This window comes from Psychrobacillus sp. Z3-81 (assembly GCF_056620325.1).
In genome coordinates, this window is sequence record NZ_JBWQPU010000011.1 from 94,677 (window position 1) to 108,831 (window position 14,155).

The following is a 14,155-nucleotide window of genomic DNA, read 5'->3' on the forward strand; positions in this document are numbered from 1 at the left end:
GTCTTCTTTTAAGCCTTCTTGAAGGTTTTCTCTTTCTTGGCTGGCAATAAAATAAAGTAGAATGTGGTAAAATCTTATTCTATAAAATTGTGAGAGTAAACAATATTTTGGAGGACCTATGCTAATTATTAGCATGGTGAAAAGTGGGATTATGCTATGCTAGTGTGAATTTCATGCTAGGATTAGGATGCGTAAATTATGTAAAAGAAGGAGAAGTAAGCATACATGGAAGAAACTATCAGATTACAGGACTTCATGAAAGCCTTAAAGAAAAGAATATGGTTGATTATTAGCTTAGCGGCATTAGGAGTAATCATAGCTGGAGTAGTTAGTTATTTTCTAATAACTCCCGTATATCAGGCTTCTACACAAATATTAGTAAACAAGACAGACAATCTTGAGCAACAGCCATATAATTCACAGGAGATTCAAACGAATCTACAATTAATTAATACATATAATGTAATTATTAAAAGTCCTGCCATTCTTGGAAAGGTTATTGAGCAACTTGACCTTGATACTACTCCTGCTTCTTTGACAGAAAAAATTACAGTGACAAATGCTGAAAATTCTCAAGTAGTAAATATTACGGCTCAGGATACAGAGTATTATCAAGCAGTAGATATTGCAAACACCACAGCATCTGTCTTTCAGGATGAAGTGAAAAGACTCATGAATATGGACAATGTTAATATCCTTTCTCAGGCAGAGCATATGGAGGATCCATCTCCAGTGAAGCCCAATCCCATACTTAATATGGTGATTGGAGCGATAATCGGATTAATGATTGGTATGGGGCTGGCATTTTTAATGGAGTATCTAGATACTACAATTAAAAATGAGCAAGATGTTGAGGATATTCTAGGATTACCAATACTAGGATTGATTAGTCCCTTTTCTAATAGCAAGCCCCTAGTTCAGTCTCGTAGACGAAAGTGAGTGTATAAAATATGTCCAAAAAGAAAAAAAATCTTCAACAGATTGCACGTAAATTAGTAGTGCTAACTGATCCAAAATCCTTTGTTTCTGAGCAGTTTCGTACGGCTCGAACTAATATAAACTTTTCGAGACCTGAGGGAGAACTTCGAACTCTATTATTCACCTCATCTTTACAGGCGGAGGGGAAGTCCACTGCATCAGCAAACTTAGCCTGCCTATTTGCACAAGAGGGAAAGAAAGTAGTTTTAATAGATGGAGATATGCGAAAGCCCACTGTGCAACACACATTTCATCAAACAAATACGATAGGCTTATCTAACGTTCTTACCAAGAAAACGGCCTTAAAAGAGGCAGTGAAGCAAACAGATATAGATAATCTCTTTGTTATTACAAGCGGACCAATCCCCCCTAATCCAGCTGAGTTGTTGAGTGGGAAAGTGATAGATGAAATAATCGAGGAGTTAAAGAACGATTTTGATTTGATTATTTTCGATGCTCCGCCATTGCTATCTGTAACAGACGCTCAAATTTTGGCGAATAAAAGTGATGGGACTATTTTGGTAATAAGTGCTGGTTCAACGGATAAGGAGAGTGCCATAAAGGCAAAAGAGCTGCTAACTGTTTCAAAAGCAAAAGTAATTGGAGCTATTCTAAATAACTTTAAATTAGAAAAGAACAGTTATTATCACCAATATTATGGAGATCAGGAGTAAAGGGAGTTAGTAGCCTTATGCTCCTTTTTACTATCTAATAGGAAGGGTAGTTGAGTTAGTGAATGATAGATATTCATAGTCATATATTATTTGGATTAGATGATGGTCCAAAAGATAAAGATGAATCGCTAAATCTGCTTGAAATGGCAGTGGAGGAAGGGATAACAGAAATAATCGCTACTTCTCATGCCATTCATCCTTTATTCCATGCAGATGGAGAGGAGGTTATTAGGCAAGTCAACCAACTGAATCAGGAAGTTAGTAATCTAAAGCTGCCTATTAAAATTCACTTGGGGCATGAGGTACGCTTAAGAGATGATTTAGTCATGCTTTTAAAAGAAAGGAAAATACATACTCTCGCAGATTCAAAGTATCTCTTGTTAGAATTACCCTCTCAAGGAATACCACCATATACTATAGATATCGTTCACGAGCTATCATTAATGAATATTATTCCTATTATCGCCCATCCTGAAAGAAATCGAGCGATAGCTGAGAATCCGACAAGATTAAAAAGACTTATTGACCATGGAGCGATTGCTCAAATTACCTCTGGAAGCTTGGCGGGACATTTTGGTAGAGCAATTCAAAAGCTCTCCATACAGTTGCTTGATGCTAATTTGGTTCATACATATGGCTCTGACGTTCATAATAGTCAATCTCGACCTTATAAATTTGATCAAGGACTGCGTCACCTAGAAAAGCATAAAATGCTAGATATGGTGGATGTGCTCCTAGAGAATAATGCCAGAATTATTGAAAATGAGGAAATAATACTTTTAGAGCCACAAGAATTCGAAAAAAAGAAATGGTGGAATCTATTTGCCTAAATAACCTATTGTAAAAAAAGTTACTTAACTTTTAATTATATATTGCACAGGAAGGAACTTGAAATGAAAAGTTACTTCCTTTTTTTATAGTCATAGATGAATATATTTCTCCAAGATTCCGTTAAATTCTTCACCAATTACCAGCAAAAAACGTTTTTTGACAAAAAAAGAATAGAAAGTCTTGCTTAATATGACAAAAAGGTTATTTTTAGTCGTAACCTACCAAAATTAGAATTAAAGTAAAAAGAAATAGTGTATATATTTCCTCATTAAAAATAATTAGTTTCCTTAATTGTGTAAAAAGGATTAAGTGATACTACCTAGTTATTTTTTCAATATATCTTCTCTTCCATTTTATTCCTTCAGTACCACTAAAGGCTGGTGTATAATAGCCAAATAGTAAATCTATAGTTAAATATTATGCTTAACTCTAGAAAATTTTTACACAAAACATGGAGGGATTTTGCATGTCTTTAAAAAAAAGGATGTCTTTACTTCTGTTAGTAGACTCAGTAATTGTGATTTCTTCCATTTACATTGGCTATTATTTACTTCATCCAATTGATAATCCCTTTACAAATCAATTTGTCCTGATAAGCTCTTTGACTATTTTTATATCACACCATGTTTGTGCAATGTATTTTGGACTTTACAGGAAGGTATGGTCATATGCTTCGATTCAAGAACTTATCTCCATTTTTAGGGCAGTCACGTTATCAATCCTAATTGTAGGAATTGTTCAGTTTGCTATTAGAGGTGATGTGTTATTTAGAACACTAGCTATTACATGGATGATTCATCTCTTACTAATTGGAGGCTCCAGATTATCATGGAGGATTTTTAAAGACTTCTTTGGACAAAAAAAGGAAAAGCTTTGTTCAAAAAAGAGAACTTTAATCATTGGTGCAGGGTCTGCTGGGACAATGATTACTAGACAGCTATTAAAAAATACAGATTCCCCTCTGATCCCTGTTGCTTTTTTAGATGACCAGCCTACGAAGAAGGGGCTAGAAATTTTTGGGATACGTGTAGTAGGTGGTACGGATATTATTAGGGACGTTGTGAAGGATTTGGATATTGAGCATATTATCGTTGCCATTCCTTCTTTAGACAAGGCATCTAGTTCTTTGCTGATGAGAAAGTGCTTAGATACTGGTATCCATACGCAAATAATGCCACTAATTGAAGACTTACTAACAGGCAAGGTTTCAATAAATGAAATTCGAGATGTGCGAATCGAGGACTTACTTGGACGTGATGAGGTGGAACTGGACTTAGATTTAATAGCCTCTAAAATTTCAAACAAAACTATACTAATTACCGGTGCAGGGGGATCTATTGGATCTGAAATATGTAGACAGGTTGCTGAATTCAATCCTAAAAGACTTTTGTTACTTGGCCATGGAGAAAACTCTATTTACACCATAGACATGGAATTACGAAAAAAAGTTTCAGTAAACACAGAAATTATTCCCATTATTGCAGATGTACAAGACAGAAACCGAATTTTCGAGATAGTTGCAGATTATAAACCTGATGTGATTTATCATGCAGCTGCACATAAGCATGTTCCTTTAATGGAATATAACCCAATGGAAGCAGTTAAAAACAATATATTTGGAACAAAGAATGTTGCAGAGGCTGCAGATAAGTTTGGAGTGGGTCACTTCGTTTTAATCTCTACCGATAAAGCAGTGAATCCTCCGAATATAATGGGCGCAACTAAGCGTTTTGCTGAGATGATTATTCAAAATATTGCGAGATTTAGTGGGACAAAATTCGCCGCAGTAAGGTTTGGAAATGTACTTGGTTCACGTGGTAGTGTGGTGCCTTTATTTAAAAAGCAAATTGCAGAGGGTGGACCAATCACCGTAACGGATCCAGAAATGACTCGTTATTTTATGACAATACCTGAGGCTTCGAGATTAGTCATACAAGCAGGAACCCTTGCGCAGGGTGGCGAGGTTTTTGTTCTAGATATGGGAGAGCCAGTAAAAATTGTTGACCTAGCTAAAAATTTAATTAGACTATCGGGATTCAGTGAAGAAGAAATTGGTATTCAATTCTCTGGTATTAGACCTGGAGAAAAGCTATATGAAGAACTGCTAGACGAGGATGAAATTCAAAGTAAATATATTCATCCGAAGATTCATATCGGGAAAGCAACGCCAATTAGCGAGTTGGAATTAATATATATATTAGAAAAGCTCCCTAACATGACAATAGAGGAATTAAAGAATACCTTAATAGGTCTTGCAAATCGGAAAAATGTAGAAGAACTAATTAATCAACTGGCTAGAGAGGCCTAATAGGAATATAACTCCTATTGTAAGAGTAACTATTGAAGACTCAAAGATTGATTGAGTATTAGCTAGAAGAGAAAAAGCTCGCTCAAATAGCAATAAACTAAAATGTCGTAATAGAAAATTCAATCAATATAATATTAGAAACTGTCTATAAAACTATTATTTAGTAACGGAAGGAAGCTTGAAAGATGTTATCGACTAGACCGAAAGAAAGAATATTTCTTTCTTCACCACATATGAGTGAGGAAGGTTATGAGTTGCAATATATACAGGATGCATTTGATACAAATTGGATAGCTCCTCTAGGAGAAAATGTAGATGGTTTTGAAAGAGAAATAGCTAAAAAAGTTGGAACAAGGGCAGTGGCCGCTCTTTCTTCTGGAACAGCTGCTCTTCATTTAGCTCTGAAGGCAGCAGGGGTAGAAGAGGGAGATATTGTTTTTTGTCCTACATTGACTTTTTCAGCTACCGCAAATCCAATTATTTATCAAAAAGCAATTCCTGTCTTTATCGATAGTGATCATGAAACATGGAATATAAGTCCCAAAGCATTAGAAGAGGCATTCGAAAAGTATCCTAACGTTAAGGCTGTAATTGTGGTCCACTTGTATGGTTTATCCGCAGATATGGATAAAATCATGGAAATTTGTAACAGACATAATGTAGCGGTTATTGAGGATGCGGCAGAGTCTCTGGGAACTTATTATAAAGGGAAGCACACAGGCACATTTGGTGATTATGGTATTTTCTCTTTTAATGGGAATAAAATCATCACAACTTCTGGTGGTGGGGTACTTATTTCAGATAATGAAGAACGTATTGCAAAGGCAAGATTTTGGGCAACCCAATCAAGAGATCCAGCAAGGCATTACCAGCATAGCGAATTAGGATTTAACTATCGGATGAGCAATGTCGTAGCCGGAATTGGTAGAGGACAGCTGAAGATTCTAGAACAAAGAGTCAAAAAGAAAAACTATATTTTCGAATTTTACAAGCGAGAGCTTGAAGAAATAGACTCCATTGAATTTATGCCAAGTAATAGCTGGAATGAACCTAATTATTGGTTAAGTTCCATCGTCTTAAACGGTCACATAAGACCAAGAGATATCATGGATGCTCTTGAACAAGAAAATATTGAATCCAGACCTGTATGGAAACCAATGCATATGCAGCCGTTCTTTGAAAAGTATGATTATATTGGAAGTGGTTTTTCGGAGAAGCTCTTTGAAAATGGGGTATGTTTGCCTTCAGACACGAAAATGTCAGACGAGGACCTAAATAGAGTATGTAACATTATAAAAGGGTTGTGGCTAAAATGAAGAACAAGTCAAAAGGTGGTATTTATAAGAAGTTTATGAAAAGGCCGATGGATTTTCTTCTCTCCTTAATTGCCATTCTTGTTCTCAGTCCAATACTTGTAGTAGTAGCTAGTTTAGTCAGAGTGAAGCTTGGGAGTCCTATCTTATTTAAACAGCCAAGACCAGGGCTAAATGAAAAGATTTTCATGATGTATAAATTTAGAACGATGACCGATGAAACAGATGGAAATGGAGACCTGCTCCCTGATGATATCAGGCTAACTAAATTTGGGAAATTTCTTCGTTCCACCTCGCTAGACGAATTACCAGAACTCTTTAATATTTTAAAAGGAGATATGTCAATCATAGGTCCTAGACCACTATTAGTTCAGTATCTTCCACTCTATAATGAACAGCAAAAACGTAGACATGAGGTTCGACCAGGATTATCAGGACTAGCTCAAGCTAACGGAAGAAATGCTATTAGCTGGGAAGATAAATTTGAGTTAGATGTTCAATACGTAGATAATGTGAGCTTTATTGGGGATTGGAAAATTATCATGTTGACGATAAAAAAAGTTTTAGTGAGAGAAGGCATCAGTTCTACTTCTTCAGAAACTATGGAACCATTTAAAGGAACAAAGAAGGAAAGAGTCCAGGTATGACAAAGAAACTTTTAATAATTGGTGCGAGTGGGCATGGAAAAGTACTTGCAGATATTGCTTTAAAAATGGATAAGTGGAAAAGTATTGCATTTTTAGATGATGACGAAGAGCTAAAATCTGTCATGGGGCTAGAGGTACTAGGATCCTCAAGAGATTTTATTAAGTACATGGACCACTATGAGATGTTCGTAGGTATTGGAAACAATATAACGAGAAAAAAGATTCATTTAATCCTTGAAAAAGCAGGTGTAAATATTCCAGTACTCATTCATCCAGATTCCACTATAGGAGAACAAGTTGAAATTGGTAGTGGATCTGTTGTAATGGCTGGAGTCGTAATTAATTGTTGTACCAAAATAGGAAAAGGTTGCATCATAAACACGGGTTCCACAATAGATCATGACAATCGTATAGAAGACTTTGTTCACATTTCACCAGGTGCGCATCTTGCGGGAACTGTCAATGTTGGGGAAGAATCTTGGTTAGGTATTGGAAGTATTGTAAGTAATAACATAAATATTATAGCAAAATGTAATATCGGTGCTGCAGGTGTAGTTATTAGCGATATAACGGTGCCAGGGACCTATGTAGGAGTCCCTGTTAGGAGAGTAAGAGGATGAAAAGAAATATTTGGATTATAAATCACTATGCGACAAGTATGTTCAAGGATAAAGCGGGCAGACATTTCTGGTTTGCAGAAAGTTTGAGGGAGAAAGGGTACCTCCCTACTATATTTTGTGCTTCAACTATCCATAACAGTAACGAGAATATCCTTACAAATGAGAAATTATATAGTACCGAAACTGCTAATGGCATTCCATTTACCTTTGTCAAAACACCAACCTATATAGGAAATGGGAAGCAAAGGATAAAAAATATGTTGGCTTTTTATAAAAATATTCTTTCTGTAGGGAAAGAATATGCAGCGAAACACGGAAAGCCAGATGTCATACTTGCTTCTAGTGTCCATCCGTTAACGTTAGTCGCTGGGATCAAGCTTGCAAAAAAATTCGGTATTAAATGTATTTGCGAGGTAAGAGATTTGTGGCCAGAAAGCATTGTTGCTTACGGTAGTTTAAAAAGGAACAGTTTAATCGCGAAGACCTTATATAAAGGTGAAAAGTGGATATATAAAAATGCTGATTCTATTATTATGACTTGGGAAGGTGGCAAAGATTATATTATTCATCAAGGCTGGGATGCTGAGATAGATTTATCCAAGGTCCATCATATTAGCAATGGCGTTGTGATTGATACTTTTGATTTAAACAGTGAACTATTTCAAGTTTCCGATCCAGATTTAGATAATCAAGATTATATAAACATTGTCTATGCTGGTTCTATTCGAAAGGTTAACAATCTTGGAATGTTGTTGGAAGCTGCAAAAATTATTCAACATAAGGGTCTAGATGACGTAAGATTTTTAATTTATGGTTCTGGTGACGAGGAAGAACTATTAAAGAAAAGATGCAGCGAGGAAAAAATAACGAATGTTCTATTCAAAGGTCGAGTAGAAAAAAAATATGTACCTTCCATTCTTAAAAAAGCAGATGTAAATATACTACATAATTCTAGTACAAGTCTAGATAAATACGGTCAAAGTCAGAATAAGTTTTTTGAGTATTTGGCTGCAGGTAAATGTATTGTTCAAACATATACGACGGGCTATAGTATTTGCCAAAAATACGAATGTGGCATTAGTGCGACAATCCAAAATGCTGAGGAAATTGCTAAAGCAATTGAACGGGCAATAACAAATAAGCATGAGCAAATATTAATGGGAGAAAATGCGAGAAGGATTGCATATGAGTTTGACTTTAATAAGTTAACCGAAAAATTAATTGGTGTGATAGAGAATGCTTGATATAGGAGAGATAATTAGATGACCCTTTATGAGAAACTAACAAGTAATATAGAAAAAATTTCAGTTATTGGATTAGGATATGTTGGTCTGCCTCTTGCTATTGAGTTAGCAAAAAAGTTTAGCGTGATAGGTTTCGATGTAAATAAAAAGAAGTTGGATAAATATTTAGCTGGAATTGATATAACAGACGAAGTTGGGGATGAAGCGATAAAAAGTTCAACAGTGGTATTTTCTAATGAAGAAGCTATTTTGAGAGACTGTAAGTTTCACATAGTGGCTGTTCCAACTCCAATAAATAGTGATAAAACACCAGATTTAAATCCGGTAATCGAAGCAAGTAAAACGATTGGCAGAAATCTAACGAAGGGTTCAATTGTTGTATATGAATCAACAGTATATCCCGGGACTACAGAGGAAGTTTGTATTCCGGTTTTAGAAAAGGAGTCAGGCCTGAAGTTTGGTGTGGATTTTACAGTTGGTTATTCACCTGAACGTATTAATCCAGGTGATAAAGTACATACATTAACAAAAATTACGAAGGTAGTCTCTGGTTCAGATGAAAGTACACTTGACATAATTTCAAAAGTTTATGGAGCTATCATAGAAGCGGGGGTCCACCAAGCCGAATCTATCAAAGTGGCAGAAGCCTCAAAAGTAATTGAAAATTCTCAAAGAGATATTAATATTGCCTTTATGAATGAATTATCTATGGTATTCAATAAAATGGATATCGATACAAAAGCTGTACTAGAGGCTGCTGGTACCAAGTGGAACTTTCTAAGATTCACACCCGGTTTGGTAGGAGGACATTGTATTGGAGTAGATCCATACTATTTTACTTATAAGGCTGAGCAATTGGGATATCACTCTCAAATTATTTTAGCTGGCAGAAAAATTAATGACGATATGGGGATATATGTTGCACAAAACATTATTAAGAAATTAATAAAGGCTGAGCAACCTATAAAAGGCGCAAAAGTTGCCATCTTAGGTATTACGTTTAAAGAGAATTGTTCTGATGTAAGAAATACGAAGATCATCGATATTATTAAAGAACTTGAAGAGTTTGGTGTAGAAGTAATAGTGCATGATCCGGTTGCAGATAAGGAGGATGTTTGGAACTCCTATAGAATACACCTTGTAGACAAGGCAGATTTAAAAGATTTAAATGCCGTAGTATTAGCAGTGAATCATTATATTTTTAAAGAAGAGTACAATTTAAACTATTTAAGTGAGTTATATCAAAATGAAAATAAGGTTCTTATAGATATAAAAGGACTTCTAAATAGAAAAGAGTCAGTATCTAGAGGATTTGTTTACTGGAGTTTATAGAAAAGAAAAATATTCCTTATTGTATTTAATGAAGAAGGAAGATGTTTAGTTGAAGCGCGGACTATTAGAAAAAATAAAATATTATTTAAAATATAGAACAGTATTGATTGAATTCCTAATCAATATCTTTTCATTTTCACTGCTTATTATAGTTCAACAAATCATAGCCTTGCCCTTTATTTCAAGAAACTATGATATTGATACTTTTGGAAAAATAGTATTAGCTTTTGGAATAATTAATATCATTACCTCAATGTTGGGCTTCAGTATTGGAAATGCTAGACTTCTTGATCAAAAGTTCTATAATTATCTTTATAAAAAATTGCTTATAGCGAGTAATTTACTATCGATGGTAATCGGATTTATTGTTTATATAGTTATCTTTTCCACCAATTATTTAGAGGCCCTTATTTTTGGTGTCATTTGTTTATTAGGTAACGTTCGATATTTTTTTATTTCCGAATATCGTATTAAAGACAATCACAAAGGGATATTCAAACAAAATGTCTATTATTTTGTTGGAACCATTTTGGGTGTTATTGCATTTTATTATTCACGTAACTGGTTAGTCATTTTCCTATTCGCTGAAATTGTATCCGTAATAGCCACCTATTATATAACCTTAAAAACTGATTTCTTTAAATTATTTAAAGATAAAAGCCCTTTAAGTTCCACTAATTCATTTCAATTAATGTTTAATAATGGTGTTTCCTATTCATTGACACAGTATGATCGGTTTGTTATTTTCCCTATACTGGGAGCTGGAAATGTTAGTTTATATTATTCAACGTCTATTTCAGCAAGAATTGGTTCCCTAATTATGAATCCATTATCAAACTTTATTTTAGGTAAATTAGCTATAAGTAAGGAAAGCATAAATAAGAAAACTGTTAATATAACGATACTTTGTTCTATAGTGGTGGCCTTGTTTTACTTTCTATTGACTGTATTGACTACTCCTTTACTAGTTTATTTATTATACCCAAGTTTTTTATTACAAATAGAAGACCTTATTATTCCTATATGTCTCGGAACTGCACTAATGGGAGGTGTAGATGTTTTAAAACCGGTAATTATGAAATATCAAGGTGTGAAATATTTTAATAAAGTATTTTTAGTGTATGGGATTATACTGATAGTTACATCCGTACTCTTATGTATTAGCTACGGGTTAATTGGGGTAGCTATTGCTAAGGTTATTGCTAGTTTGTTGTTATTTATCTATTTACCTGTGAGCTTGAAATTTTACTCATCTAAAATAGGGTAAGGTATAATATATTTTATAAAAAAGGATTTTTTACATGCCAATTATGAAAGTAGCTTTGTTAGTATTAGTTTTAACCTATTTATCGGGAACTTTTACGTTAAATAGATTAAATCTTGGAATAACTATGGAAGTAAGATATATTTTGTTTGTCATATTCCTATTAGTCTGTTTATTAGGTGCAACCAAAGGTACGGTGAAAGGAACGCGTATAAGAGATAACTTAGTAGTGTTTCTGCTAACACTAATCTTTTATGTATTTCTTTCTGCCATTTCTCTGTTTTATACATTAGCTCCAAATATGGCAGTTGGTAAGTTTGTGAGTTTACTCTTTTTGCTAATGCTGTTATTCGGTACGGTATTCATTGTCCGACGAATGAGTCCGCGAGATTTCTTTTCTGTCCTTTCTACATTTTTTATAGTAATTGGTGTTTGTTATGCGATTCCCGTGATTTTCAGTGTCTTATCAGGGGCATCAAGGGGGGACGTTAATCTAAGCGGTCCAAATGTAACGACAAGGATTTTGTTTTTTGCTACTTGTGCTTCCCTGTATAAGTATTCTTTTCAGAAAAAGATTTGGTATTTAATAGCTGTCCTGTTTTTCCTAGCAAGTATCGTATTAGTAGGATCAAGAGGTGGCCTTGTTGGTGCAGCTGGTGTATTCCTAATAATGTTTTTAATAAAGAAATTATTTGTAGGGAAAATAAAAACGAATAATAGATTAACTTTAAAAAAATTATTGCTGATTCCCTTATGCATAGCTATTGTGTACTTTATTTATGAGCCAGTAAAAAAAGTATTTATGGAAAGAATTATTGGCGTCACATTTGATGGAAATAAAGTTTATACCTCTGGAAGAGATATCATCTATGAGGATGCAATAGAGATGATAAAAGAAAAACCGTTCTTTGGATTTGGGATAGATTCCTTTACAGTGCATACAGGCCATGTATATCCACATAATTTATTGTTAGAAATGATGGTGGAAATTGGCCTTCTTGGAGCTTTCATCTTTTTAATCTTTTTAATGTATTCTATTATTTTAATTTTTAGATTTAGAAAATCTCCTCTATTTGTTTTTTCTGGTCTGCCTTTATATATGATTTTGGTCCAGATGTTTTCTGGAGAATTTTATGATTTTAGATATTATTTCTTATGGAGTATTCCATTATTAATGTACGGTGCTGTTAGCAAAATGGAAACAACTCATTCGCTAAATAAGTAGGATGGTTTTTGAAACTAGGAAATGCCTTTCAGACTTTTCGTCAGAAAGGCATTTCCTCTTTTTGATTTAATTTATTTTCAAGTAAGGTACCGTCAAACTTAATCTTTTCAGTAGATAAATATATATCACCATAATATTTTTTGAAATAGAAGGAAATTGCCCTTTTTTGTCGAATTATGGATAAAACAGGAGGGTTAGCATGAATTTTATCATAGGTATATATAATGATAGTTTGGTTGTAAATGAGTATGTTGAAATACTTGGAGAAGTAAAAGGACAAGTAGTTGTAGAAAAGGGTGGGAAAATGGACCTGCACGGTGTAATAAATAATAACTTAATCATCAGAGAGGGAGCAGCTGTTTTTATTCAAAAAGGCGCACAGGTGATTGGTGATATTGTTAATGATGGGGGTCAACTTCAAATATTAGGAGCTATTTATGGGACAGTTCTGAATAAGTCAGGGAAAACGGTTGTAGAAGAGGATGCTTATATAAGTGGTTAAGATTTTTATATAGATTATATTATTGGTCGAGCTTTTTTTGTAAAAAGGAGGTGGAAGCTTCATTGTAGAAATACATTGTGTGCGCTATTTTAGTCTTCTAAAGGAATTAATTTAACAATTAAGAGAGAATAGCTCTGCTTTCCAATTTGTATGGATGAACACAGTTGAAAATTTCGGAGATTGTAGATTTGGGAGAATATAGTGTGATTGCAGTGTTGCCATTAGCATTTTTTGAGGATTGATGAAACATTAAGACTATTAATGAAAAACTATAAGAAACCGTAGAACAAGATACTTGTTCTACGGTTTTTTTATGTTTATTAGTTTATCTGTTAATAAAAGTGATTCTTAACGAATACATTGTAGGAAAGGAAGTAGTGTTGATGATTTCCTCAATCTTATATAAGGAGGACAAGCTTTGAAGAAGAATTTCATGTTGGTGATTATTACGGTTTTTGTCTTAGCGATTGTTGCTGGCTGCGGTTCTGGAGAAGGTAAAGTACTAGAGCGCATGGAGAAAACGAAGACGCTGAATGTTGCGTTTGAAGGAACATATCCACCGTTTAACTATTTAGATGACAAAGGTGAATTAACTGGCTTTGATGTAGATATTTCAAATGAGCTTGCAAAAAGATTAGGCGTGAAGGTTAACTTTATCACTTCTAAGTGGGAAGGTTTAATAGGCGGTTTGAAGGCAGATAAGTTCGATATTATTATTGGTCAAATGACTGTGACAGAGGAGAGGAAAAAGAGTGTAGATTTCACAGATCCCTATGTGATTACAGGCTCGGTGTTAATCACCCGTGAGGAAACGAATGATATTAGTAAGCTCGAAGACATCAAGGGGAAAAAAGTTGGTGTTGGCGGTGGGACAACCTTTGAGGAAATTGCAAGGAGTGTAGATGGCGCGGATGTAAAGCTCTATAAAGCATTTACGGATTACTTAGAGGATCTTAAAAATGAAAGATTAGATGTGATCATTAATGACCAGCTGTTAATGAGCTATAACATAAAAGAAAATAAGCTGCCGATCAAGGTTGCGAGCGAGATTCTGAAGGTGGACGAGGTTGGAATGGCAATTAATAAGGGGAATGAAGACTTTGTAGAGAAGGTAAATGAGGCGTTACGTGAGATGAAAGAGGATGGGACCTATAAAGAGATTTATAAAAAATGGTTTGGCTCAGATCCTGTGGAGCAATAAAGACGCTTAGGGGGGA

At 34.4% G+C, this 14,155-nt stretch carries 13 protein-coding genes; all 13 read left to right on the forward strand.

The window, feature by feature from the left end; translation table 11 throughout:
* The first annotated feature begins 225 nt into the window (after positions 1 to 225).
* Complete coding sequence (locus AC1ECF_RS12870; protein WP_480389833.1) at positions 226 to 939, forward strand: YveK family protein; 714 nt, start codon at positions 226 to 228, stop codon at positions 937 to 939.
* An 11-nt stretch (positions 940 to 950) separates the two neighbouring features.
* Positions 951 to 1,652, forward strand: coding sequence for a CpsD/CapB family tyrosine-protein kinase (locus AC1ECF_RS12875; protein WP_480389834.1), 702 nt, complete (start codon positions 951 to 953; stop codon positions 1,650 to 1,652).
* Positions 1,653 to 1,714: 62 nt separating this feature from the next.
* On the forward strand, positions 1,715 to 2,482 hold the full coding sequence (locus AC1ECF_RS12880; protein ID WP_480389835.1) for a tyrosine-protein phosphatase: 768 nt from the start codon (positions 1,715 to 1,717) through the stop codon (positions 2,480 to 2,482).
* Positions 2,483 to 2,949: 467 nt separating this feature from the next.
* Positions 2,950 to 4,791, forward strand: a complete 1,842-nt coding sequence (locus AC1ECF_RS12885) for a polysaccharide biosynthesis protein (RefSeq protein WP_480389836.1) — start codon at positions 2,950 to 2,952, stop codon at positions 4,789 to 4,791.
* 185 nt (positions 4,792 to 4,976) lie between these two features.
* A complete protein-coding gene (locus AC1ECF_RS12890; RefSeq protein ID WP_480389837.1) occupies positions 4,977 to 6,107 on the forward strand; it encodes a DegT/DnrJ/EryC1/StrS family aminotransferase in 1,131 nt (376 codons plus the stop codon).
* Positions 6,104 to 6,751 carry a sugar transferase gene (locus tag AC1ECF_RS12895; protein ID WP_480389838.1) on the forward strand — a complete coding sequence of 216 codons (648 nt, stop codon included), beginning with the start codon at positions 6,104 to 6,106 and terminating at the stop codon, positions 6,749 to 6,751. Before AC1ECF_RS12890 ends, AC1ECF_RS12895 begins: the two co-directional genes overlap by 4 nt.
* Positions 6,748 to 7,371: an acetyltransferase gene (locus tag AC1ECF_RS12900; RefSeq protein ID WP_480389839.1), complete on the forward strand. Its 624-nt coding sequence runs from the start codon at positions 6,748 to 6,750 to the stop codon at positions 7,369 to 7,371. Before AC1ECF_RS12895 ends, AC1ECF_RS12900 begins: the two co-directional genes overlap by 4 nt.
* Positions 7,368 to 8,615, forward strand: a complete 1,248-nt coding sequence (locus AC1ECF_RS12905) for a glycosyltransferase family 4 protein (RefSeq protein ID WP_480389840.1) — start codon at positions 7,368 to 7,370, stop codon at positions 8,613 to 8,615. Before AC1ECF_RS12900 ends, AC1ECF_RS12905 begins: the two co-directional genes overlap by 4 nt.
* A gap of 18 nt (positions 8,616 to 8,633) precedes the next feature.
* Positions 8,634 to 9,947, forward strand: a complete 1,314-nt coding sequence (locus AC1ECF_RS12910; protein ID WP_480389841.1) for a nucleotide sugar dehydrogenase — start codon at positions 8,634 to 8,636, stop codon at positions 9,945 to 9,947.
* 49 nt (positions 9,948 to 9,996) lie between these two features.
* Positions 9,997 to 11,214: a polysaccharide biosynthesis protein gene (locus AC1ECF_RS12915; RefSeq protein WP_480389842.1), complete on the forward strand. Its 1,218-nt coding sequence runs from the start codon at positions 9,997 to 9,999 to the stop codon at positions 11,212 to 11,214.
* A 34-nt stretch (positions 11,215 to 11,248) separates the two neighbouring features.
* Entirely contained in the window at positions 11,249 to 12,436 is a 1,188-nt protein-coding gene (locus tag AC1ECF_RS12920) for an O-antigen ligase family protein (protein WP_480389843.1), read from the forward strand.
* Positions 12,437 to 12,635: 199 nt separating this feature from the next.
* A complete protein-coding gene (locus tag AC1ECF_RS12925) occupies positions 12,636 to 12,938 on the forward strand; it encodes a hypothetical protein (protein WP_480389844.1) in 303 nt (100 codons plus the stop codon).
* A 418-nt stretch (positions 12,939 to 13,356) separates the two neighbouring features.
* A complete protein-coding gene (locus AC1ECF_RS12930; protein WP_480389845.1) occupies positions 13,357 to 14,139 on the forward strand; it encodes a transporter substrate-binding domain-containing protein in 783 nt (260 codons plus the stop codon).
* Positions 14,140 to 14,155: the final 16 nt, after the last annotated feature.